Genomic DNA, 22,952 nt, shown 5'->3' with positions numbered 1-22,952 from the left:
CGTGGGGTGTGTGATTGATGTACGGCGCTCCGGCGATCGGTACCGCGGCGGGGAGCCCGGCGCCGGTATCGAGACCTTCCACGCCTTCTCCTTCGGGCCGCACTACGACCCGGACAACCTCCGCTTCGGTGCGGTCCTGGCCTGCAACGAAGAGCATCTGGCGCCCGGCGCGGGCTTCGACGAACACCCGCACAGCCACACCGAGATCGTGACCTGGGTGGTCGAGGGCGAACTGACGCACCGCGACACGACAGGGCACGAGTCGACCGTCGGACCGGGGGACGTCCAGCACCTGAGCGCGGCCGGTGGCGTCCGACATGTGGAACGCAATGACGGCGGCGACCCGTTGGTCTTCGTGCAGATGTGGCTCTCCCCGCTCAGTCCCGGCGGCGACCCGGCCTACGAGGTGGTCCACGGCATCGCGGACTCGACTCCGTACGCCGTCCCGGCCGCGGGCGCCCTCCTGCACGTCCGCAGACTCGCCCCGGGCGAGCGCACCGCCATCCCGGACACCCCTTTCGCGTACGTCCACGTCGTACGCGGCGAAGTCCACGTGGCCGACGAAACCCTGACCCCGGGCGACGCGGCCCGCATCACGGCCGGTGAGGGCTTGGAGGCGGTAGCGGGATCCGGAGGCACGGCGGAACTGCTGGTCTGGGAGATGACGGGCTGAGTGCCGCTTCCGCCGGGTGTGGGCGGTCGTGCCGGTTGGGTGGCTTGGGTGACGTGGCGGCTTGGGTCGCTTGGGCGGTATGGGCGGCGCGGGTGGCGTGGGTGGGTACGGCGGGCACGCGGGCGCACAGCGGTAGCGGCGGCGGGCGGGCGCTAGCGTGCGCGCACGGCGGAGGCAGGCGCGGCGGTAGCGTGCGCGAGGCGCTGGCGGAGGCAGGCGCGGCGCTCTGGCGTGCGCGGCGCCAGTGTGCGCACAGCGGTGGCAGGCACCGGGCTCCTGACGGGCACGGCGAGGCTGCGACCCCGCAAGGGCCGCGCGAACGCCCCTCAGAGCTCGGAGAGCACCGCGTCCGTGAACGGAGGCCATGCCTCGGCGGCCCACGGCCCGAACGCCCGATCCGCCAGGGCGACACACGCCGCCCCCGCATCGGGATCGACCCAGAGGAACGTCCCGGCCTGTCCGAAGTGCCCGAACGTCCGCGGCGACGAGGAACTCCCGGTCCAGTGCGGCGACTTCGAGTCCCGGATCTCGAACCCGAGCCCCCAGTCGTTGGGACTCTGGTGCCCGTACCCGGGAAGCACACCCTTGAGCCCCGGATACGCCACGGACATCGCCTCGGCCACGGTCCGCGCGTCGAGCAACCGCGGAGCCTGCACCTCGGCGGCGAACTTCACCAGGTCGTCGACGGTGGACACGCCGTCCTTGGCGGGCGAAGCCCCTCCGTCGAGCGTGGTGGACGTCATCCCGAGCGGCTCCAGCACGGCCTGCCGCAGATACTCCCCGAAGGGGATGTCCGTCGCCTTGGCGATGTGATCCCCGAGCACCTCGAACCCCGCGTTCGAGTACAGCCGCCGCGTCCCGGCGGGCGCCATCACCCGGTGCTCGTCGAACGCGAGACCACTGGTGTGCGCCAGCAGATGCCGCACGGTCGAACCCTCGGGCCCGGCGGGCTCATCGAGCTCGACCGCCCCCTCCTCGTACGCCACCAGCACCGCATACGCCGCCAGCGGTTTGGTGACCGAAGCGAGTGCGAAACGGTGCCCGGTGGGTCCGTGCGTCCCGACGACCGTGCCGTCCGCGCGCACGACGGCGGCGGCAGCGGTGGGGACCGGCCAGTTCTCGATCAACGCCAGGCTCTGCATGCGTACGAGCCTATGCGCCCTACACGCTCAGCCGCATCGAGGGGTCAGGCTCGCGCACGAAGCCGAGCGGAGCGCACGAGGGTGATCGGTACCGTGGCCAATACCGTGGCCCCCGCGGGAAGCCGCGTCCCCCGATCCCCGTGGGTTTGTTTCCGTCACATATTTCCTCCTGGTTCCGCTTGCTTAGAGCGCACTCCAAGGTTCTAGCGTGGTGGTCATGACGGTGATGGAGACCGAGACCACCCGCACAAAGGGCCCCGCGCAGGCCGTGACCGAAGCACCCCCAGGCCCCACCGGCAGCACCGAAGGCCCCGCCGACACCGGGACCGGCACCGGCACCGGCCCTGGAGCTGGCACCGGCATCGGCACTGGCACCGGCATCGGGGTCGACGCCTGTGCCTCGGCACCCACCACGCACCCCCGCCCGTACGGGCAGGACCACTACACGATCAGCGAGGTCGTCGCCTTCATCGGCCTGACCGCGCACACCCTGCGCTGGTACGAGCGGATCGGCCTGATGCCTCACATCGACCGCTCCCACACGGGCCAGCGCCGCTACCGCAACCGCGACCTGGACTGGCTCTCCTTCGTCGGCAAGCTCCGCCTGACCGGCATGCCGGTGGCGGACATGGTCCGCTACGCCGAGCTGGTGCGCGAGGGCGACCACACCTTCACCGAGCGCCACGAGCTCCTCGAACAGACCCGCCGTGACGTCCGCACCCGCATAGCGGAGCTGCAGGACACGCTCGCCGTGCTCGACTACAAGATCAACTTTTACGCTGACGCCCGCCCGGCGTCGGAGAGGCACTGAAACCGATGACCTCAGAGACACCCAAGCCCCCCACGACGACCGGACCCCTCGGCGGGGCGTCCCAGCCGATCTCCAAGGTGCAGCTCGGCACAGGCGGCCCCGAAGTCGGCGTCCAGGGACTCGGCTGCATGGGCATGAGCTTCGCCTACGGCCCCACCGACGCCGAAGAGGCCCGGGCAACCCTGGAGCGAGCCCTCGAACTGGGCGTCACCTTCTGCGACACCGCCGACGCCTACGCCGCCGGTGAGAACGAGAAGTTCCTCTCCCCCTTCCTCAAGGCCCACCGCGACGAGGTCGTCCTCGCCACCAAGTTCGCCCTGGCCATCGACCCGAACGACTCGACCAAGCGGATCATCAACAACGACCCCGCCTACATCCGCGCCTGCGTCGACGCCAGCCTGCAGCGCCTGGGCGTGGACGTCATCGACGTCTACTACATGCACCGCCGCAACCCCCAGGTCCCGATCGAGGAAACAGTCGGCGTGATGGCCGAACTAGTCGCCGCCGGCAAGGTCAAGCACCTCGGCCTCAGCGAGGTCACCGGCCCCGAACTCCGCGCCGCCCACGCCGTCCATCCCATCGCCGCCCTCCAGTCGGAGTGGTCGCTCTTCAGCCGTGACATCGAGCAGGGCGTGGTCCCCGTCGCCGCCGAACTCGGCGTCGCCCTCGTCCCCTACTCCCCGCTCGGCCGTGGCTTCCTCACCGGCTCGTTCGTCAGCGCCGACAAGGAACTCGGCAAGGACGACTTCCGCCGCCAGCAGCCCCGCTTCACGGGTGACAACGCCGCCGCCAACGCGGCCCTCCTCGACCCCGTCCGCACCGTCGCCGAAGCCCATGGCGCGAGCCTCGGCCAGGTCGCCCTCGCCTGGGTCCAGCAGCAGGCCCAGGTCCACGGACTGGCCGTTGTCCCCATCCCCGGCACCCGCAAGCGCACCCGAGTCGAGGAGAACACCGCAGCCACCCACCTCGAACTCACCCCCTCCGACCTCGCTCTCCTCAACCCCATCGCCACCCAGGTAGCAGGCGACCGCTACGCCGACATGACCTTCACTTCGGCGGGCCGCGAGTAGCAACGGGTCGGCCACTCCGAGGTGCGGCCCCGTCTTCGGGTGGGCCAACCCGAAGGGCTCAGGCCCCTCCTCGGACTGGCCACCCCAAGGGGGGAGCAGACCCGCCCCTCGGACGGGCCACCCCCGACGGGTGCCCGCCCCTCTGGGGTGGCCGATCCGGCCCTTCACGCCAGCCCCAGGGCGAACACCGCGAACCCGGCCGCCAAGAGCCCGGCGAGCGCCCTTCGCGGGGGTGTGGCTCGCTTCCATGGGGACTCGAAGCCGCGGGTGTAGCGGCCTATCAGCAGCAAGAACCCTCCGAAGACCGGGAGCCAGGCGATCCGGGCGGCTATCCAGGCCCAGGTGTCCGGGTCCGCCGTCAGCCCGGGCACCGTGCCGGCGAGGAACGAACCGGGCACGGCCGCCGCGAGCATTGCGGTCTGGTGCCAGCAAAGGATCGTCATCGCCGACAGGTTGATCACCACCACCGGCGCCCACAGGACGGGCCTGCGCAGCAACTTGCCGATACGGTCCCGCAGCAGGATCGCCGCACCGCTCTGCGCGGCGGCCAGGGCCAGGACCAGTAGCGACGGCGGGTGGGAGTTCGTCCGGGCCTCGCCCGGGACACCCACCATGGACGCCGGGTAGTGGAAGACGAAGAGCAGGGTCGCGAAGAGGGCTGCCCCTCCGACGAGCAGCAACCACGCACCGCGCCTGCCCAACTTCCTCTCGCCCCAACTGACGCCCAGTTGATAGGCGAACATCCAGCCGGGCAGCAGATTCAAGAGACTCAGCCAGGACGGCATCGCGTCCCCGAGCGGGCCGTAGCGCAAGAAGTCGACGACGGCGACCGATCCGAGCAGCGGGGCCGCGGCCCAGGCGCCGAGCCGTTCGGCCGCCTTGATGCACCAGGGGGTGAGCGCGGTGATCACCGCATAGATCCCTACGAACCACAGCGGCTGTATCACCAGCGTGGACCCCGAGCGCAGAGTCGTGCCCGGCACCCCCATCGCGTACAGCACGGGGATCAACGCGGCCCAGACCGCCGTCACGCCGAGGACCGGACGTCCGAGGCGCGCCACGCGCCCGTGAAGCCAGCGCCTCGTCGACTCCCCGCGCGCCGCCGCCCGTCGGTACGACAGGACGGAGGCATAGCCGCCCACCAAGAAGAAGATGCCGAGCATCTGCAGCACCCAACTCAGCGGCGCGAAGAAGCCGAACGACTCCAAAGGGCTCGCGTTGTGCAGTGCGCCGTCCCCGTCGAGCGTGAATCCGCCGAGCAGCCAGTGCCCGGTCGGCACGGCGAGCAGGGCGAGCGCCCGCAGCCCGTCTATGGCCCGATCGCGATGCGCGGGTGTCTTGGCGTCGATCGCCGAAGCCGTCCTGCGCAGGTTCGTCAGTGCGTTGAGGCTCATGGCCGCTCTCCGGTGGGGCGGGTTTCGGCGGAAGGCGCACTTCCGTCGGTGCCGATATCGGGGTTGTCGGGGCCAGCCGTCCCCGCGATGGCGGCGAAGGCCCGAAGGGAGTCCGTCCCCGGGGCGAAGTAGCCGGTGTGTCCCTCGGCTCGCTCCGCTGGAACGCGTCGGGCGCCGAACCCCGGATCAGCCGGATCCTCGCCATGTCCGAGGCCGAACAGTTCGACGTTCGGCACGTCACCGATCCAGTCGCTGTCGTCCTTGGCCGCCCACACGCGGGCGGAGGTCCGCAGCTCGGCCACGCTGTCCGCGCGCATGCCGGGGGAGCCGAGCACCACCAGGTCGGACGCCGGGAGTCGGGGGGCCGCCAGGCCGCACACCACCGAGCCGTAGCTGTGGCAGAACACGGCGGGGCGTGGGGCGCCGGTCGCCGCCAGCCCCTGCACGAACCGTGCGAGCCGTGGCGCACCCGCCTCCGCGAGCCGCCCCGTCGCGGCGTCGGGGCCGATGCCGACCGGGGTGGTGTATCCGACCCAAGCCACCACGGCCGTATCGTCGCCCGCCGCAGCGTGCAGGGAGCGCGCCATCCCGGCCGGTGTGCCGTACTCGTCGTTCGCGCGGTCGAAGGTGCTCAGGTCTATGTCCGAGCCCGGCACGACAACGGATACATGCCGGACTTTCGCCAAGTCCCCGTACACCTCGGCAACTTGACCTCTTCCCCGCGGATCGAAGGCGAGTATCTGCCGGCCCGGGCTCAGCAGTTCCTCGTATCGCGCGACGAGGGATCGGGAGCGCTCATGGTCCTGCGGGGTGAGACTCGGGTCGCGCTGGCGGGCCTGCTCACGGGCGCGCTCGGCCTTGAGAGCAAGGGAGTTGGACTCGAAGCGCAGAGGGGTCGGGACGCCGTCCAGGTTGCCGACGACCGAGGGGTGCCGTGCGGCCAGCCTGTGCTGCTGTGCCTCGCTCAACGAGTCGAAGAACGCGGCGACCCTGGCGGGGGCCGTGGCCGCCGGATCAGGCAGCCGGACCCCCCACGTATCGTCCGCCCGCCAGGCCTGTGTGCCCGGCGGTGGGCCCGTGAGCGGCTGCTGCTCATTGCCGACCGCCCAGCCGGTCGTACCTGTCACGATCGTCGTCGTGAGTGCCGCGGCGATCAGTGTCCGCTTGCTGCGGGTCTTCCAGCTCCCGCGGGCTTTCCAAGAACGAAGGCGCATGGCCCGTCTCCCTCCCCAACTCGTCGCACGCTCTGGCGTGACGAGGGGAAAAGTAGGGAGGCGGTGCCCGTCGGCACCTCACACTGGGGAGCCAACTTGCAGGTCGTACCGGGGTATGTGCAGCTCATACCCCGGTATGGGGAAGAGGGCTCTACTGCTCTCCGGGGGTGACCAGCCCTGACTCATAGGCGAAGATCACGGCCTGTGCGCGGTCCCGCAGGTCCAACTTGGACAGCACCTTGCCGATATGGGTCTTCACGGTCTGCTCGGCGAGGACCAGACGCTCGGCGATCTCCTGGTTGGACAGGCCGCGCGCGATCAACGCCAGAACCTCGGTCTCACGCGCCGTCAGGCCGTTCAGTCGCAGCGACTGGTCGGTGCGCGGCCGCTGCTTGGCGAAGTCCGTGATCAGACGACGGGTCACGGACGGAGCGAGCAGTGCATCGCCTGCCGCCACCACGCGCACCGCCGAGATCAGATCGGCGGGCGGGGCGTCCTTGAGGAGGAACCCCGATGCCCCGGCGCGCAGCGCCTCGTACACGTAGTCGTCCACGTCGAAGGTGGTGAGCATCAGCACCTTCGGCACGTGCACCACTCCGGGCGGTGGGTCCAACAGGGCACGTGCCGCGTTGAGTCCGTCCATCTCCGGCATCCGGACATCCATCAGGACGACATCGGGGTGGGTCTTGCGGCTGACGTCGACACCCGCCTTGCCGTTCGGTGCCTCGCCCACGACGTCGATGTCGCTCTGGGCCGCAAGGAGTGCGGCGAAGCCGGCCCGCACCATGTTCTGGTCATCGACGATGATCACGCGGATGGTCATGCGGTGCCGGATTCCTTCTTGAGGAGTGGGAGTTGGGCCGCCACACGGAAACCGCCGTCGGGCAGCGGCCCGGTGTCGACCGTGCCGCCGACCAACCGTACGCGTTCGCGCATGCCGACGAGTCCGTGACCTGTGCCGCTGTGCTCCAACGAGTCGGGTGCTTCGGCGGGCGGGCCGTTCACCACGAGGATCAGCAGATGCTCCTCGTCCAGGGTCACGGTGATGGTGGTGCGTGCTCCCGGCGCGTGCCGCATCACGTTCGACAGGGCTTCCTGGACGATGCGGTAGGCGGACAGGTCGACGGCCGGGGTGACGTCGGCCAGCTCGGTGAGCACCGACAGCTCAGGACGCGACAGATCGATCGGTATGCCGGCACGCGCCGTGGCCTCCACCAGATGCGGCAGTCGGCTGAGCCCGGGCTGCGGGGACCGCTCGCCAGGTGTGTCCTCGCTGCGCAGCACGGCGAGCAACCGCCGCATCTCGGTGAGGGATTCGCGGGCGCTCGCCGCGATGCTCCCGAACTCCTCGCGCGCCGAGTCCGGGAGGCCGTCGAGGCGATAGGGCGCGGAATCGGCCTGGACTGTGATCACGGACATGTGGTGAGCGACGACGTCGTGCAACTCCCGTGCGATGCGCGCTCGTTCCTCCAGGAGCGTGCGCTGGGCGCGCTCGGCCTCGCTGATGGTCTCCTGCTCGACGAGCCTGCGCTGTGCGTCACCGCGCTCGCGCAGCAGCGCGCCGAGCAGCAGCGCGACACCGCTCAGCACGATGAGGAGCACGCTGGTGTCCTGGCTGCCGTCGTCGCGGAACGCACCCAGGACGAGACTCACGACGACGGTGACCAGCCAGATCCCCAGGAGGGTGCGGCGACTCTCGCGTAGGGACAGCAGCAGGCATACGACCACGTAACCCACGACGATCATGGCCGTCCATGGGGCGGGGCGGTCGTCACCCATGGACAGCGTCACGATCGCCCCGAGGACGTCCGCGACGATGATGATGCACCAGGCGGCCAACGGACGGCTGACCGCCAGCAGCAGCGGCGCCGCCTGGGCGACCCCCAGGGCGCCCGCCAGCCCGCCGCCCACCCCGTAGTCGTTCGTCAGCACCTGAGTGGTGATCGGGATGAGCGCCGCGACGAAGCCCAGCGCGATGATCAAGGGGAGCAGCCGCACCCAGCGCCTGGGCGCCCGCGCGAGGAGTGGTTCCGCCCGCCCCGCGGGCGTCGAGAGGAAGGCCCCTGCCCTGCCGAGCCCTTCACGAACACCCGCGGCCGCACGCCGAGAAGCGCCCCGGCGTCCGTCCGGCTCGGTGGCCGGTGGGCGGGGGTCCTGGTCCGGTGGTGTCGATGCGCTGCTCATGGCCTGATCAGCGTAGGCAAGAAGCACGCCCCGCGCCGTCGTACCGCGGAGCTGACCTGCACCTCATACCCAGGTATGAACCGGGCCTCCCGCGATACCCAGGTATGACCGGGGCGGGGATCCCACGGTTTCGCCGAACGACTGCTCTGCCGGTCGACAGCCCCGCCGAGCGAACTCCGCCGGGCGAACTCCGCCGGTCGAAAGCCCCGCCGGGCGAGCCCCGCAGGTCGGTAGCCCCACCGAACGGCAGCTCGACCAGATCACAGCTCCGCCAGCAGCTCGGCCTTCTTCATGGTGAATTCCTCGTCCGTGAGCAGACCGGACTGGTGCAACTCACCGAGGTGCCGGATGCGCTCCGCGATGTCCGCCGGGTCGCGACGGGCCACCGGAGCGTTGGCGGGGACCGTGCCGGGCGTCAGGGCCGGGCCCGACGACCGCACCGCGGCGAGAACCGAAGCCGCGAACGGCAGTGATTCGTGCACCGGCCCATACCCGAGGCCGAATACGACGGCCGCGGGGTCCTGGTCCGCCTGCGCGGGCTGGGCGATCGGTGTCTCACGGCGCAGCAGCCGCAGATGGCCCTCGAATACCTCGGGGGAGCGCCACTCGACGCCGCTCAGGTCCGTGAGCAGGAAGCTCTGGTCGCCGGCTTTCCACTTCGCGGAGGAAGCACCCGTCCAGAACCACCGGAAGGCCACCGACTTGCCGTCGAAGGACGCCTTCCCGTCGTACGCCTTGAACTGCAGCGGAGTCTCCGGCGCTGCCACCAGGTAGCGGTCCGGAGGCCCGCAGTCGCCCTCCGTGAGCTGGGCCCGCAGCTCGTCCGCGTAGTACTCGGCAAGCGTCTCCCGCTCGGCGGGCAGCACGAGTCGGTACGGGTCGGAGCCGTCCTTGAGCTGGCCCGCGGCCGCCTCCATCAGTGGATCGGCCCCCGGTCTCGGCACAGCGTGCAGGACGACCGTCCCGCGCTTGCCAGGAGTCAGTGTCACCGCCGCGATCGCCTCGTGGGGGATGCGGCGTTCGCCGAGCGCCTGAAGGAGCTTCGGCGTGCGGATCCCCCGTTCGAAGCGGATGAGCACGGAGTCGGACTCGAACTCCCAGGCGGCATGAAATCCGGCCAGTACGTCACCCATGCGGCTCATCGTAGGCGGCACGCGCGCCTCCGTCCCTCCTGCGGCGTGCCGCTGTTTTGTCGATTTCTACGCGCGTCAGGCCACTGTTGCGCCGGAAAATTCCTTCCGGCAGGTGTCATCCGCGCTAGCGCACCGCACCGAGCGGTACGAACCGATGCCGATGTCGGCGAAGTTCTTGAGGCTCTCCGTGCCCGGCTCGAAATAGCCGGTGTGGCCGATAGCGCCGCGTGCGGAGAGCACCCGCGCGCCGAAGTCCCGGGAGACGGGGTCAGCACCGTGGCCGAGCCCGCCGACCTCCATGTTTGGCACATCCTGGATCCAGTCGTCGCCGTCCCTTGTGGCCCAGATCCGGGCACCTGTGCCCAGCTGGGTCGCCGTGTCCGCGCGCATGCCGGGACTGCCCGCGACCGCGATGTCGGAAACGCGGGAGGGCAGCTGTCGTGCGGCGACCCCACACACCACCGAGCCGTAGCTGTGGCAGTACAGCGCTACCGGTGAGTGCCCCGGCAGAGCACGGACCAGGGAGTTGAGCCGGATCGCGCCGTCATCCGCGCGCATGGACGTGGCGGCGTCCACACCGAGTCCGACAGGCGCGGTGTAGTCGGCCCAGGCGATCACGGCGGTACGCGCGCGTGGGCTCGCGGAGCGCTCCGCGCCGTACAGGGCCTTGGCCATGCCGACAGGCGCAGAGTACTTGCGGTTCGTCCGCTCGAAGGTCAGCACGTTCGTGTCCACGCCCGGCACCACGACCGACACCCTGGAGGCCCGGTCGAGGTCGCCGAAGACCTCGGCGATGCGGCCCGACCCCATGGGATCGAAGGACAACACCTGTCGACCCGGGTGCATCATCACGCCGAAGCGCTTCATTCTGCGCTCCGCCTCCTGTTGCCCGAGAGAGGAGAGCCGCTTGTCGTGCATGCGCTCTCGTTCGGTCTTGCGTGCTTGCCCGAGTGCGATGTGGTTCGCGCGATATCGCAGCCCTACGGGCGCACCGTTCATGTTGCCGACCGCAAGGGGATAGCGGGTGGCGAGGCGGGTGCGCTGTTGCGTGTTGAGCGACGCGAAGAAATGGGCGAGCTTGCCGGCCGGGGAGCCGGCGTCCGGCAGGGCCCGGCCACCGATGTGCCCGCGCTCCCAGGCGGAGAGCGAGGCAGCGAGCGGCGATGCGGCGTCCTTGTGGTGGCGCACCGCGGTCCAGCCCGTGGTCGCCAGCATGACGAACACGACGGCGAGCGCAAGCAGTGCGCGCCAGGCGTTGAGTTGAGGGGAGGAGTCGAAGGAAGTCACTACGGAACACCCTAGGAGAATCGTGATGCCTACCGTGCACCGGGTGAGGCAGATCACGTTTCCACTGGGGTAATTGAGGCATAGCGGGCGCACTTTGGGCGCTTTCGTCACGCTCTGTAGATGCCGCAAATGCGCTGCGCGCCCGTCCGCAACGTTACTGACGGTGCATCAATCGGTTACCCAACGTGCTGATTTGTTCGAGGGTCGACCCGGCGGGTGGCTCGCCGACAGCGCGCGCAGTATTACTTCGAGCGCCAGTTCTCAGTCAACGCGGGGCCCAGATGGTCGAGATAGGTCTCGGTGATCGCGCGGATCGATTCCACGCTCGAGTCCTCGCCCGCACCCCACAGTCGCCCGGTCACGCGCATCACACCGCTGAAAGCGGCCACCACCACGCGCGGTCGGGGGTCCGTCTCCAGGTCGAGCCCCTCACGCTCGGCGATCACGCACGCGATCTCCTCCTCCATCTCGATGGAGCGGCGCAGGTGGGCGGCGAGCAAGGAAGGGGTGGACTCGATCATCTGGTAGGTCCGCATGTGAAGTTCGACCGGGACGACCTCTTCGATGGATCGCCCCATGGCGTCCCAGGCTCCGAGGACGGCCCCGCGCAGCGCCACGAACGGTGTTTCGTCGGCGGGGCGTTCGCGCAGCGTCTCCACGAACCGCCGCTCCACCATCTCCTGTACGGCGAAGGCGGTCTCCTGCTTGTTGGTGAAGTACCGGAAGAATGTGCGCTGAGAGACGTCGACCGCCTCGGCGATCTCGTCGACCGTCGTCTCCTCGAACCCCTTGGTCGTGAAGAGCTCGAGCGCCGCGCGCAGGAGCGCGTCACGAGTGCGCTGCTTCTTGCGCTCGCGCAGGCCGGGCCGAGAGGGCTCGACGGAGAGGTCTCCGGAGGTCTCGGCCTGCGGTTTCGCGGGGTCCGCCGCGCGCTGCTCGGTCCTCACGCCATGGCCCTCTTTCCACCGTTCCGACCAGCTCACCCTACCTGTGAGCTACGTGACAGTTACCGACTTGTGAATTGGTTTGTCAACTGTCAGCGACTGACACTAGCCTCGAACACATGACTAGTCAGATCACCGTCGACAAGGCGGACAAGGAGCCGGAACCGTCGTCCGCTCCGGCCCCGGCCAAGGGGCTCCGCGGCCACCCTTGGCTGACGCTCTTCTCCGTCGCGATCGGCGTGATGATGGTCGCCCTGGACGGCACCATCGTGGCGATCGCCAACCCGGCCATCGCCAAGGACCTCGGCACCTCGATGGCCGGCGTCCAGTGGATCACCAACGGCTACCTGCTCGCGCTCGCCGTCGCGCTGATCACCGCCGGCAAGCTCGGTGACCGGTTCGGACACCGGCAGACCTTCCTGATAGGCGTGGCGGGCTTCGCCGTGGCCTCGGGTGCCATCGGGTTCTCCAGCAGCGTCGGCCTGGTCGTCGCCTTCCGTGTGCTCCAGGGCCTCTTCGGAGCCCTCCTCATGCCGGCCGCGCTCGGCCTGCTGCGCGCCACCTTCCCGGCCGAGAAGCTGAACATGGCGATCGGCATCTGGGGCATGGTCATCGGCGCCTCGACCGCGGGTGGCCCCATCGTCGGCGGCCTGCTCGTCGAGCACGTCAGCTGGCAGTCGGTGTTCTTCATCAACGTGCCGGTCGGCGTCATCGCGCTCGTCCTCGGCCTGGTGATCCTCAAGGACCACCGCGCGGAGAACGCGCCGAAGTCCTTCGACATCCCTGGCATCGTCCTGCTGTCGGGCGGCATGTTCGCGCTGATCCTGGCCCTCATCAAGGGCTCGGAGTGGGGCTGGGGCGGATCCACGACGCTGCTCTTCCTCGCGGGTGCCGTGGTTCTCTTCGTGCTCTTCGCCTTCTGGGAGACGAAGGTCAAGGAGCCGCTCATCCCGTTGGGCATGTTCAAGTCCATCCCGCTGTCCGCGGGCGTGGTGCTCATGGTCCTCATGGCCTTCGCCTTCATGGGCGGCCTGTTCTTCGTCACGTTCTACCTGCAGAACGTGCACGGGATGAGCCCGGTCGACAGCGGTCTGCACCTCCTGCCGCTGACAGCCATGATGATCGTGGCCTCGCCGATCGCCGGCGCGCTCATCACCAAGTTCGGCCCGCGCGTCCCGCTCGTCGGCGGCATGGTGGCCACGGCCGTCGCGATGTTCGGCATGTCCACGATGACGACGGACACCGCGACGCTGCCGATGTCGCTCTGGCTCGGTCTGCTCGGTCTCGGCCTCGCGCCCGTGATGGTGGGAGCCACCGAGGTCATCGTCGGCAACGCCCCGTTGGAGCTCTCCGGTGTGGCGGGCGGCCTCCAGCAGGCCGGCATGCAGGTCGGCGGCGCGCTCGGCACGGCGGTGCTCGGCGCGGTAATGGCCTCCCGGGTCGACGCGGACCTTCCCGCGAACTGGGCGGACGCCAAGCTTCCGCCCATGACCCCGGACCAGCTCGACCAGGCGTCCGCCGCCATCGAGATGGGCGGGGCCCCGGTCCCGCCGAAGACGCCGGAACCGGTCGCCGAGGCGATCACCTCGGTCGCGCATGAGACCTTCGTGTCCGGCATGGGCCTGGCCTTCACCGTCGCCGGTGTCGTCGCGGTCGTCGCGGCCGTGGTCGCCACGGCGACCAAGCGAGGCGCCAACGCCGACGCGGGCGCGGGAGTCGGGCACATCTAGCCGCGGTCACATCCATCGGCGCGCCCGCATCGGCACGCATCAGGGAAAGCCCCTCAGGGTTCAACTGGGGGGCTTTCGCCTATCTGGGTGACGCACATCCGTACCCCTTCCGACGGAGCTAGCGAGTGGGTCACAGTTCTGGCAAGTGATCCACACGACACGGGAGTTGATGCAGATGCGTACGACCATGCCCACGACCCTCGCCGCGGCCGCGCTCGCCACAGTGATCCTCGCCCCCGCACAGGCCGGAGCCATGGCACCGGCCGCACAGGTCGACCTCGCGACGCCCGCGAAGCACGCCGGGGCCGCCGCGCCACCCATGCTCGCCGGGTGCGGGCCGGGGGAGCTCTGCCTATGGGGCAAGGTGAAGTTCAAAGGAGCCCGACAGACGTACGAGCTGTCCGAGATCGACATCGAGAGCTGTGTAGCGCTGCCGGAGGGGGGCAGCGCTCAAGCCCTCGCCAATCGCACGGGCCGGCCGGTCACCACGTACCAATCCGCGGAGTGCGGAGAGACGGGCGAGTTCGACACCTATCCGGGGGGCGGTACCTGGGTTCCCGAATCGCCCTATCGCGTACGGGCGTTCAAGGTCTGGGAGACCTGACCGGAGGCACCTGAGGAGCATCATCGGCCGGAGCGGTAGCCGCCCCCGCACCCGCCGCGCCAGGCTCCGCCCCGGCCGACAGTGCCGTCACCTGGGCCCGCAGGGCTCGCACTTCCGTCGTCAGCGCCTCGATCGCCGCTGTCTGGCGCCGCTCCTCGACGTTGTCCCGGTCGAAGCGCGAGATGAACCAGGCCGCGATGTTGGCGGTGACCACACCCAGAAGCGCGATGCCCGACAGCATCAGGCCGACCGCGAGTATGCGGCCGAGCCCGGTCGTCGGCGCGTGATCGCCGTAGCCGACGGTGGTCATCGTGGTGAAGGACCACCACACCGCGTCGCCAAGGGTCTTGATATTGCCGTTCGGTGACTCCCGCTCCACCGAAAGAACGGCCAGCGAACCGAACATGAGGAGGCCCACGACAGCACCGGCTACATAGGTCGTCAGCTGAATCTGCGGCGCCATCCGGGCCCGGCGCCCGACCAGCAGCAGAGTCGAGACCAGCCGCAGCAACCGCAACGGCTGCAACATGGGGAGGAGGACAGCACCGAGGTCGAGCCAGTGCGAGCGGACGAACCGCTTGCGATGGTCGGTGAGGTAGAGGCGTACGAGATAGTCGACGGCGAACGAAGCCCAGACGATCCACTCCACCACCGTGCAGGTGATTCCGACGCTCTTGCTCGCGTCGGGCACCACGATGGGCACGGCGTAGGCGACGGCGAAGGCCACCGCGAGCACGAGCAGCGGATTCTGGGTGCGTCGCTCCCAGCGGACCTGTGCGGGTGGGTGCATTTCCGGCGCTTCCATGCGCGCATCGTAGGAAACGCCGGAGGGCGGCGGGAGCCACCGCCCCACCACCCTCCGAACGTCCTACGTGCTACAGGAGCCGCACGACCCCGCGGCTACCACCGCGAGGCCCGCGCGGCCCGCAAGGCCTAGGCGTCGCCTCCGGCAGCGCCCGGGTCGGCCGCCGTGACGTCCAGCAGCTGGTAGCGGTCGATCGCCTGCTTCAGTACGGAGCGGTCGAGCTTGCCCTCGCGGGCTAGCTCGGTGAGCACGCCGACCACGATCGACTGCGCGTCGATGTGGAAGAAGCGGCGGGCGGCACCGCGGGTGTCCGCGAAGCCGAAACCGTCGGCGCCCAGGGACTGGTACGTGCCGGGGACCCAGCGGGAGATCTGGTCGGGGACGCTCCGCATCCAGTCGGAGACGGCCACGAACGGACCTTCGGCGCCGGACAGCTTCTGCGTCACGTACGGGGTGCGCTGCTCCTCCTCGGGGTGCAGGAGGTTGTGGCGCTCCACGTCGACCGCGTCACGGCGCAGTTCGTTCCAGGAGGTCGCCGACCAGACGTCCGCCTTGACGTTCCACTCCGAAGCGAGGATCTGCTGGGCCTCGACCGCCCACGGCACCGCGACACCGGAAGCGAGGATCTGTGCAGGGATGGCGCCCTGCTCACCCGCCTTGAAGCGGTAGATGCCCTTGAGGATGCCGTCGACGTCCACATCGGCGGGCTCGGCCGGGTGCTGGATCGGCTCGTTGTAGACCGTGAGGTAGTAGAAGACGTCCTCACTGTCCGGGCCGTACATCCGGCGCAGGCCGTCCTTGACGATGTGCGCGATCTCGTACCCGAAGGCCGGGTCGTAGGCGACGCAGCCCGGGTTGGTCGAGGCGAGCAGCTGCGAGTGGCCGTCCGCGTGCTGGAGACCCTCGCCGGTCAGCGTCGTACGGCCGGCGGTGGCGCCGAGGACGAAGCCGCGGGCCAGCTGGTCGGCCATCTGCCAGAACTGGTCGCCGGTGCGCTGGAAACCGAACATCGAGTAGAAGACGTACACGGGGATCAGCGGTTCGCCATGGGTGGCGTAGGCCGAGCCCGCAGCGATCAGCGAAGCCGTGCAGCCGGCCTCGGAGATGCCGTCGTGCAGCATCTGACCGGTCGGGGACTCCTTGTAGGCGAGGAGCAGCTCACGGTCGACGGCCTCGTACTGCTGGCCGAGCGGGTTGTAGATCTTCGCGCTCGGGAAGAAGGCGTCCATGCCGAAGGTGCGGTACTCGTCGGGGGCGATCAGCACGAACCGCTTGCCGATCTCCTTGTCCCGCATGAGGTCCTTCAGGATGCGGACGAACGCCATGGTCGTGGCGATCGACTGCTGACCCGAACCCTTCTTCGCGGTCGCGTACGTCTTGTCCTCGGGAAGCGGGAGGGGCTTCGCGCGGACGACGCGGGTCGGGACGTAACCGCCGAGGCCCTGGCGGCGGTCGTGCATGTACTGGATCTCTTCCGAGTCACGGCCCGGGTGGTAGTACGGCGGGGCGCCGCCCTCCAACTGCTTGTCCGTGATCGGGATGTGCAGGCGGTCGCGGAAGCCCTTGAGGTCGTCGACCGTCAGCTTCTTCATCTGGTGGGTGGCGTTGCGGCCCTCGAAGTTCGGGCCGAGCGTCCAGCCCTTGACCGTCTGGGCCAGGATGACGGTCGGCTGGCCCTTGTGGGCCTTGGCGGCCGCGTACGCCGCGTAGACCTTCTTGTGGTCGTGGCCGCCGCGGCCCAGGTGCAGGATCTGCTCGTCGGTCATGTTCTCGACCATGGCGCGCAGGCGGTGGTCGTCGCCGAAGAAGTGCTCACGGATGTACGAGCCGGTCTCGGTCGCGTACGTCTGGAACTGGCCGTCGGGCGTGGTGTTGAGCCGGTTGACCAGGACGCCGTCACGGTCCTGGGCGAGCAGTGGGTCCCAGCTGCGGTCCCAGACCAGCTTGATGACGTTCCAGCCGGCGCCGCGGAACTGCGACTCGAGTTCCTGGATGATCTTGCCGTTGCCGCGTACCGGGCCGTCGAGGCGCTGAAGGTTGCAGTTGACGACGAAGGTCAGGTTGTCCAGGCCCTCGCGGGCGGCGATGGAGAGCTGGCCGAGCGACTCGGGCTCGTCCATCTCGCCGTCGCCGAGGTAGGCCCAGACGTGCGACTTGGAGGTGTCGGCGATGCCGCGCGCCTCCATGTAGCGGTTCATCCGCGCCTGGAAGATCGCGCCGAGGGGGCCGAGGCCCATCGAGACGGTCGGGAACTCCCAGAAGTCCGGCATCAGGCGCGGGTGCGGGTAGGACGAAAGCCCGTTCGGCGCCTTCGACTTCTCCTGGCGGAACGCGTCGAGCTGCGGCTCGGACAGCCGGTCCAGGAGGAACGCGCGGGCGTAGATGCCCGGGGACGCGTGCCCCTGGAAGAAGATCTGGTCGCCGCCGTCGCCCTCGTCCTTGCCGCGGAAGAAGTGGTTGAAGCCCACGTCGTAGAGGGAGGCCGAGGAGGCGAAGGTGGCGATGTGGCCGCCGACCCCGATGCCGGGACGCTGGGCGCGCGACACCATCACCGCGGCGTTCCAGCGGGTCGCGTTCAGGACCTTGCGCTCGATCTCCTCGTTGCCCGGGAAGAACGGCTCGTCCTTGGTGGCGATCGTGTTGATGTAGTCCGTGCTGCGCATCTCGGGCACGGCGACGCGCTTCTCGCGCGCGCGTTCGATGAGCCGGAGCATCAGGTAGCGGGCCCGCTCGCGGCCGCGTTCGTCGACCGCGGCATCGAGGGAGTCGAGCCACTCCTGGGTCTCTTCGGGATCGAAGTCCGGGACCTGACTCGGCAGGCCGCCAATGATGATCGGGTTGCGATCGGATCCGGAAGCCACGCTGTTCCTTCGCTGTTGGGGCTTTCGCCTGGGTTCTGCCTGGCTGTGAGACGTTCCCCATCGTGTACCGCGTAGACGCAATCGTCATCTCTACTGAGGGGTAACCGACGGGTCCGCCCGGCGGCCCTGGGGTAGGCTCGACCAAATCGCAACGATACGCCCATCCCGCCTAACCGGTTCGTAAGGCCGTTCGGACCTCAGTTCCGTGCGGTGTCGTACGAGCGAAGTGCGAGCGGAGAAGGATCTGGCAGGTGGGCCTTGAGTTGCGGCGACACGGCCGGGAACGTCACCGTTTCAGCGGTCTTGACGGCCGGGTACTTGCGCGATCCGGTCCGCCCGTGTGGACTACCGCCAATGTCCCGCGCACGCGCGTGGATGAAGGCATTCCCGAAAACATGATCAGGAGGCAAGCCGTGAGCGCGACCGCGGACCACGCGGAGGAGCGGACCAACCCTGCCGCGAGGCTGGGTTTCCAGCCCGAGCAGGTGGTCCAGGAGATCGGCTACGACGACGATGTCGATCAGGAGCTCCGCGAGGCCATTGAAGGGGTGATCGGCAGTGAGCTCGTCGACGAGGACTACGACGACACTGCTGACGCCGTGGTGCTGTGGTTCCGCGAGGACGACGGCGACCTGACGGATGCGCTGGTGGACGCCACCCAGCTGATCGAAGAGGGCGGCGACCTCTGGCTGATGACGCCCAAGACAGGCCGTGACGGCTACGTCGAGGCGAGCGACATCAACGAAGCAGCCACGACCGCCGGCCTCGCTCAGACCAAGAGCATCAACGCGGGCAAGGACTGGACGGGCAGCCGTCTGGTCACGCCGAAGGCGGCAGCCAAGAAGCGGTGAAGCTGCCGCTCAGGCAGCAGGAAGTCGACTGAGCCAATCGCCGTGAGCCCCCACCGACCTATGCCGGTGGGGGCTCACGCGTGCGTGAGGGGCGCGAGTGTCGCGCGGGGAAGTGTCCGCCCTGCGGGGTGATCGGACGAAACGCCCGTTGCGTAGGGTGGTCGTCACCCGAACAGCCCCACCGAAGGGATGCGAACTCATGGCGCTCGCCGGCATCGCGACCGACACCAAGGCCCCGGACTTCGAGCTGAAGGACAACCACGGCCGGACCGTGCGGCTGTCGGACTTCCGGGGCGAGAAGAACGTGGTGCTGCTCTTCTACCCGTTCGCGTTCACCGGCGTGTGCACGGGCGAGCTCTGCGCGCTGCGCGACGAACTGCCGACGTTCGTCAACGACGACACCCAGCTCCTCGCCGTTTCGAACGACTCCATCCACACCCTGCGTGTTTTCGCCGAACAAGAAGGCTTGGAGTACCCGCTGCTCTCCGATTTCTGGCCGCACGGCGAGGCGTCGCGCGCCTACGGAGTCTTCGACGAGGACAAGGGCTGCGCGGTGCGCGGCACATTCATCATCGACAAGGAGGGCGTGGTGCGCTGGACTGTCGTGAACGGCCTGCCGGACGCCCGCGACCTCAACGACTACGTCAAGGCGCTCGACACCCTGTGATTCCTCAGGGGTGACACCCTGTGATTCTTCAGGTGCAGAGCCTGTGGCGGCCGGGAACCGGTCACTAGGATCCACTCGTTGATCCGATGGCAAAGCACGACTGGGGCTCCCCGCCCCTGGACATCAATTTGGGAGGATTTGTGGGAGTCAGCCTCAGCAAGGGCGGCAACGTATCGCTGAGCAAGGAGGCCCCCGGCCTGACCGCGGTTCTGGTCGGCCTGGGCTGGGACGTCCGTACCACCACCGGTACGGACTTCGACCTCGACGCCAGCGCCATCCTGACGAATGCCGAGGGCAAGGTCAGCAGCGACGGCAACTTCGTGTTCTTCAACAACCTGAAGAGCCCGGACGGGTCCGTCGAGCACACCGGTGACAACACCACCGGTGAGGGCGAGGGCGACGACGAGGCGATCAAGGTCGACCTGGCCGCCGTCCCGGCCGACGTGGACAAGATCGTCTTCCCGGTCTCGATCTACGACGCCGAGACCCGCCAGCAGTCGTTCGGCCAGGTCCGCAACGCGTTCATCCGCGTCGTGAACCAGGCGGGCGGCGCGGAGATCGCGCGGTACGACCTCTCCGAGGACGCCTCGACGGAGACCGCGATGGTCTTCGGCGAGCTGTACCGCAACGGGGCGGAGTGGAAGTTCCGCGCCGTCGGCCAGGGCTACGCCTCGGGCCTGCGCGGCATCGCGCAGGACTTCGGCGTCAACGTCTGAGCCGAGTAACGCCCTCCGCCTTGTCGTCCGGCGCCGCACACCACGAGTGCGGCGCCGGACGCGCTCAAAACTCCTGCTCCCGGGCACTGCTCCCGCACCATGGGGGACCGGGGAACTCTTGATCTCGAACCACGGGGAGGACACATCATGGGCGTCACGCTCGCCAAGGGAGGCAACGTCTCCCTCTCCAAGGCCGCACCGAACCTCACACAGGTCCTGATCGGCCTCGGCTGGGACGCGCGCTCCACCACCGGAGCTCCCTTCGACCTCGACGCCAGCGCGCTGATGTGCAACTCGGGCCGGGTCATCGGCGACGAGTGGTTCGTCTTCTACAACAACCTCAAGAGCCCGGACGGCTCCGTCGAACACACCGGCGACAACCTCACGGGTGAGGGTGACGGTGACGACGAGTCGCTCCTGATCGACCTCTCCAAGGTCCCGGTCAACTGCGACAAGATCGTCTTCCCTGTCTCGATCCATGAGGCGGACAATCGCGGCCAGACGTTCGGCCAGGTCAGCAACGCTTTCATCCGCGTGGTCAACCAGGCCGACCACCAGGAGCTTGCACGGTACGACCTCTCCGAGGACGCCTCCACGGAGACCGCGATGATCTTCGGCGAGGTGTACCGCTATGGCGGTGAGTGGAAGTTCCGTGCCGTTGGGCAGGGGTACGCGTCGGGTCTGCGGGGCATCGCTCTAGACTTCGGGGTCAATGTTTCGTAAAGCAGGGGACCGGCGCGGGGGAGACCGCTAAACGGGAGCCCGTACACACACGATTGGGTAGCCAGTGCTTCTGAAAACCTTCGGCTGGTCGTTCGCGGTTACCGCGCTCGGCCTGGTCGCGGCGGTGTTCTACGGGGGGTGGACAGGTTTCGGGATCGTGGCGATCCTGTCCATCCTCGAGATCTCGCTGTCCTTCGACAACGCGGTGGTCAACGCCGGAATCCTGAAGAAGATGAGCGCCTTCTGGCAGAAGATCTTCCTCACCATCGGTGTGCTGATCGCCGTCTTCGGCATGCGGCTCGTTTTCCCCGTCGCGATCGTGGCCATCAGCGCCAAGATCGGCCCGATCGAGGCTGTGCGTCTCGCGCTCAACGACAAGGACCAGTACCAGCAGCTGGTGACCGACGCGCACCCGTCGATCGCCGCGTTCGGTGGCATGTTCCTGTTGATGATCTTCCTCGACTTCATCTTCGAGGACCGCGACATCAAGTGGCTCGGCTGGCTTGAGCGCCCGCTGGCCAAGCTCGGCAAGATCGACATGCTGTCGGCCTGCATCGCGCTCATCGTGCTCATGATCTCCGCGATGACCGTCGCCACCAATGCCCACCAGCACGGCGGCACACACGTGGACAAGGCGGAGACGGTGCTGCTCTCCGGCGTCGCCGGACTCATCACCTATCTCATCGTGGGCGGGCTCTCCGGGTTCTTCGAGAACAAGCTCGAGGAAGAGGAGGAGCGCGAGCACGAGCAGGAGGAAGAGGCCAAGAAGAGCGGCAAGAAGGTCCCCGCCGTCGTCATGGCCGGCAAGGCCGCGTTCTTCATGTTCCTCTACCTCGAGGTCCTGGACGCGTCGTTCTCCTTCGACGGCGTCATCGGCGCCTTCGCCATCACCAACGACATCGTCCTGATGGCGCTCGGCCTGGGCATCGGCGCGATGTACGTCCGTTCGCTCACCGTCTACCTGGTCCGCCAGGGCACCCTCGACGACTACGTCTACCTGGAGCACGGCGCGCACTACGCGATCGGCGCCCTGGCCGCGATCCTGCTCATCACGATCCAGTACGAGATCCACGAGGTCATCACCGGCCTGATCGGCGTCGTCCTGATCGCCTGGTCCTTCATCTCCTCCGTCATGCGCAACAAACGCATCGCGGCCGAGGAGGGCAAGGGCTCGGGATCGGACGAGAAGAGCGAGGTTCCTTCCGGCGTCTGACGCGGGGTCCGACCCGTCCCCGGAGTGTGACGCGGGGCCGAGTGAGGAACGCTTCTGAACGGGGCGGCCATCGAGGACGAGTCCTCCTGGCCGCCCCGTGGCATTCGTAACGGGCCCATGGGGCTCCGGCACTTTTTGGGGGCGGCGATGTCCTTCTGGGACGGTCTGTGGCGTGGACGCTCGATGGACTACGAGTCGGGCAGTGCGGCGACCAACTCCATCGAACTCACGAAACGGCACCCGACGGTCTCGCTCAACAAACAGGGCGCGGCCACCGGCAATCTCCGGGTCAACCTCTCCTGGCAGATGCGTACGTCCGACATCATCGGCAAACCCAAGGGCGGCGGCCTGCTGCGGCATCCCTTCCGGATGTTCCAGCCCGACGTGGTGCAGGCGCACACCCAGGGCGTGGTCAACGTGGACCTCGACCTCGGCTGTCTGTACGAGACGGTGGACGGTGCCAAGGGCGTGGTGCAGCCCCTGGGCAGCTTCTTCGGGGACCTGAACGCGCCGCCGTACGTGAAGCTCAGCGGCGACGACCGGTTCGGTTCGCCGTCGGGCGAGACGATCTACGTGAACCTCGATCACCGTGAGTCGATCAAGAGGCTGCTCTTCTTCGCGTACATCTACGACCAGACGCCCGCCTTTGACCGCACGCACGCCAAGGTGACGCTCTACCCCAGCAACGGCCCGCGGATCGAGATCGACCTGGACGAGCGCCAGCCGCAGGCCCGCTCCTGCGCGATATTCACGCTGGAGAACGTCAAGGACGAGCTGGTCGTGCGCCGTGAGGTGAAGTTCGTGTACGGCTTCCAGGCCGAGCTCGACCGCCTGTACGGCTGGGGGCTGCAGTGGGGCCGCGGCTACAAGACGAAGGTCGGCGGCGCCTGAAGCGCCTCACCGGCCAGGCCGGCCCCGCGAGCCCCGCCT

21 protein-coding genes are annotated in these 22,952 nt (G+C 68.7%); 11 read left to right on the top strand and 10 right to left on the bottom strand.

Going from position 1 to position 22,952, the window contains the following annotated elements:
• Positions 1-13: 13 nt before the first annotated feature.
• Positions 14-673 carry a pirin family protein gene (locus ACWGIH_RS10975; protein ID WP_453450891.1) on the top strand — a complete coding sequence of 220 codons (660 nt, stop codon included), beginning with the start codon at positions 14-16 and terminating at the stop codon, positions 671-673.
• Positions 674-999: 326 nt separating this feature from the next.
• Here ACWGIH_RS10975 and ACWGIH_RS10970 read toward each other — a convergent pair whose 3' ends face one another.
• Complete coding sequence (locus tag ACWGIH_RS10970) at positions 1,000-1,815, bottom strand: serine hydrolase domain-containing protein (protein ID WP_453450860.1); 816 nt, start codon at positions 1,813-1,815, stop codon at positions 1,000-1,002.
• Positions 1,816-2,083: 268 nt separating this feature from the next.
• Here ACWGIH_RS10970 and ACWGIH_RS10965 point away from each other — a divergent pair, with 268 nt between their 5' ends.
• On the top strand, positions 2,084-2,626 hold the full coding sequence (locus ACWGIH_RS10965) for a MerR family transcriptional regulator (protein WP_453450892.1): 543 nt from the start codon (positions 2,084-2,086) through the stop codon (positions 2,624-2,626).
• A 128-nt stretch (positions 2,627-2,754) separates the two neighbouring features.
• Positions 2,755-3,696 (top strand): aldo/keto reductase, encoded by a 942-nt coding sequence (locus ACWGIH_RS10960; protein WP_453450893.1) that lies wholly within the window; start codon positions 2,755-2,757, stop codon positions 3,694-3,696.
• 164 nt (positions 3,697-3,860) lie between these two features.
• On the opposite strand, the gene ACWGIH_RS10955 is transcribed toward ACWGIH_RS10960, so the two are convergent.
• From ACWGIH_RS10955 to ACWGIH_RS10925, 7 genes are all read right to left on the bottom strand, one after another.
• Positions 3,861-5,090 (bottom strand): acyltransferase family protein, encoded by a 1,230-nt coding sequence (locus ACWGIH_RS10955; protein WP_453450861.1) that lies wholly within the window; start codon positions 5,088-5,090, stop codon positions 3,861-3,863.
• On the bottom strand, positions 5,087-6,304 hold the full coding sequence (locus tag ACWGIH_RS10950) for an alpha/beta hydrolase (protein WP_453450862.1): 1,218 nt from the start codon (positions 6,302-6,304) through the stop codon (positions 5,087-5,089). The genes ACWGIH_RS10955 and ACWGIH_RS10950 overlap by 4 nt, the downstream gene beginning before the upstream one ends.
• Positions 6,305-6,455: 151 nt before the next feature.
• A complete protein-coding gene (locus ACWGIH_RS10945) occupies positions 6,456-7,127 on the bottom strand; it encodes a response regulator (protein WP_453450863.1) in 672 nt (223 codons plus the stop codon).
• Positions 7,124-8,488 carry a sensor histidine kinase gene (locus ACWGIH_RS10940; protein WP_453450864.1) on the bottom strand — a complete coding sequence of 455 codons (1,365 nt, stop codon included), beginning with the start codon at positions 8,486-8,488 and terminating at the stop codon, positions 7,124-7,126. Before ACWGIH_RS10940 ends, ACWGIH_RS10945 begins: the two co-directional genes overlap by 4 nt.
• Before the next feature lie 260 nt (positions 8,489-8,748).
• The gene (locus tag ACWGIH_RS10935) at positions 8,749-9,621 is read right to left on the bottom strand and encodes a DUF4429 domain-containing protein (RefSeq protein ID WP_453450865.1); all 873 of its coding nucleotides are present in this window, start codon (positions 9,619-9,621) and stop codon (positions 8,749-8,751) included.
• A gap of 75 nt (positions 9,622-9,696) precedes the next feature.
• Positions 9,697-10,908 carry an alpha/beta hydrolase gene (locus ACWGIH_RS10930; RefSeq protein WP_453450866.1) on the bottom strand — a complete coding sequence of 404 codons (1,212 nt, stop codon included), beginning with the start codon at positions 10,906-10,908 and terminating at the stop codon, positions 9,697-9,699.
• 242 nt (positions 10,909-11,150) lie between these two features.
• Entirely contained in the window at positions 11,151-11,768 is a 618-nt protein-coding gene (locus tag ACWGIH_RS10925) for a TetR/AcrR family transcriptional regulator (RefSeq protein WP_453450895.1), read from the bottom strand.
• Between the two features lie 203 nt (positions 11,769-11,971).
• On the opposite strand from ACWGIH_RS10925, the gene ACWGIH_RS10920 reads away from it, so the two are divergent.
• Together ACWGIH_RS10920 and ACWGIH_RS10915 are read left to right on the top strand one after the other, a co-directional pair.
• On the top strand, positions 11,972-13,582 hold the full coding sequence (locus tag ACWGIH_RS10920; protein WP_453450867.1) for an MFS transporter: 1,611 nt from the start codon (positions 11,972-11,974) through the stop codon (positions 13,580-13,582).
• Between the two features lie 175 nt (positions 13,583-13,757).
• Positions 13,758-14,186, top strand: coding sequence for a peptidase inhibitor family I36 protein (locus ACWGIH_RS10915; protein WP_453450896.1), 429 nt, complete (start codon positions 13,758-13,760; stop codon positions 14,184-14,186).
• On the opposite strand, the gene ACWGIH_RS10910 is transcribed toward ACWGIH_RS10915, so the two are convergent.
• Positions 14,167-14,991, bottom strand: coding sequence for a potassium channel family protein (locus ACWGIH_RS10910; RefSeq protein WP_453450868.1), 825 nt, complete (start codon positions 14,989-14,991; stop codon positions 14,167-14,169). The genes ACWGIH_RS10915 and ACWGIH_RS10910 overlap by 20 nt on opposite strands.
• A 128-nt stretch (positions 14,992-15,119) precedes the next feature.
• Positions 15,120-17,852 (bottom strand): pyruvate dehydrogenase (acetyl-transferring), homodimeric type, encoded by a 2,733-nt coding sequence (gene aceE / locus ACWGIH_RS10905; RefSeq protein ID WP_453450869.1) that lies wholly within the window; start codon positions 17,850-17,852, stop codon positions 15,120-15,122.
• Positions 17,853-18,265: 413 nt separating this feature from the next.
• Between aceE and ACWGIH_RS10900 the strand changes: the two genes are divergently transcribed.
• From ACWGIH_RS10900 to ACWGIH_RS10875, 6 genes are all read left to right on the top strand, one after another.
• The gene (locus ACWGIH_RS10900; RefSeq protein ID WP_453450870.1) at positions 18,266-18,703 is read left to right on the top strand and encodes a DUF3052 domain-containing protein; all 438 of its coding nucleotides are present in this window, start codon (positions 18,266-18,268) and stop codon (positions 18,701-18,703) included.
• 199 nt (positions 18,704-18,902) lie between these two features.
• Positions 18,903-19,370: a peroxiredoxin gene (locus ACWGIH_RS10895; protein ID WP_453450871.1), complete on the top strand. Its 468-nt coding sequence runs from the start codon at positions 18,903-18,905 to the stop codon at positions 19,368-19,370.
• A 140-nt stretch (positions 19,371-19,510) separates the two neighbouring features.
• Entirely contained in the window at positions 19,511-20,086 is a 576-nt protein-coding gene (locus tag ACWGIH_RS10890; RefSeq protein WP_361827689.1) for a TerD family protein, read from the top strand.
• A gap of 147 nt (positions 20,087-20,233) precedes the next feature.
• A complete protein-coding gene (locus ACWGIH_RS10885; protein WP_365817340.1) occupies positions 20,234-20,809 on the top strand; it encodes a TerD family protein in 576 nt (191 codons plus the stop codon).
• A 64-nt stretch (positions 20,810-20,873) separates the two neighbouring features.
• Positions 20,874-22,022, top strand: coding sequence for a DUF475 domain-containing protein (locus tag ACWGIH_RS10880; RefSeq protein ID WP_453450872.1), 1,149 nt, complete (start codon positions 20,874-20,876; stop codon positions 22,020-22,022).
• 147 nt (positions 22,023-22,169) lie between these two features.
• Entirely contained in the window at positions 22,170-22,913 is a 744-nt protein-coding gene (locus ACWGIH_RS10875; protein WP_363208500.1) for a TerD family protein, read from the top strand.
• The last annotated feature ends 39 nt before the right edge of the window (positions 22,914-22,952 follow it).

Source organism: Streptomyces sp. NPDC054872 (assembly GCF_053610705.1).
The sequence above is the reverse complement of the archived record's forward strand: the minus strand, read 5'-3'. Positions and strand labels throughout refer to the sequence as shown.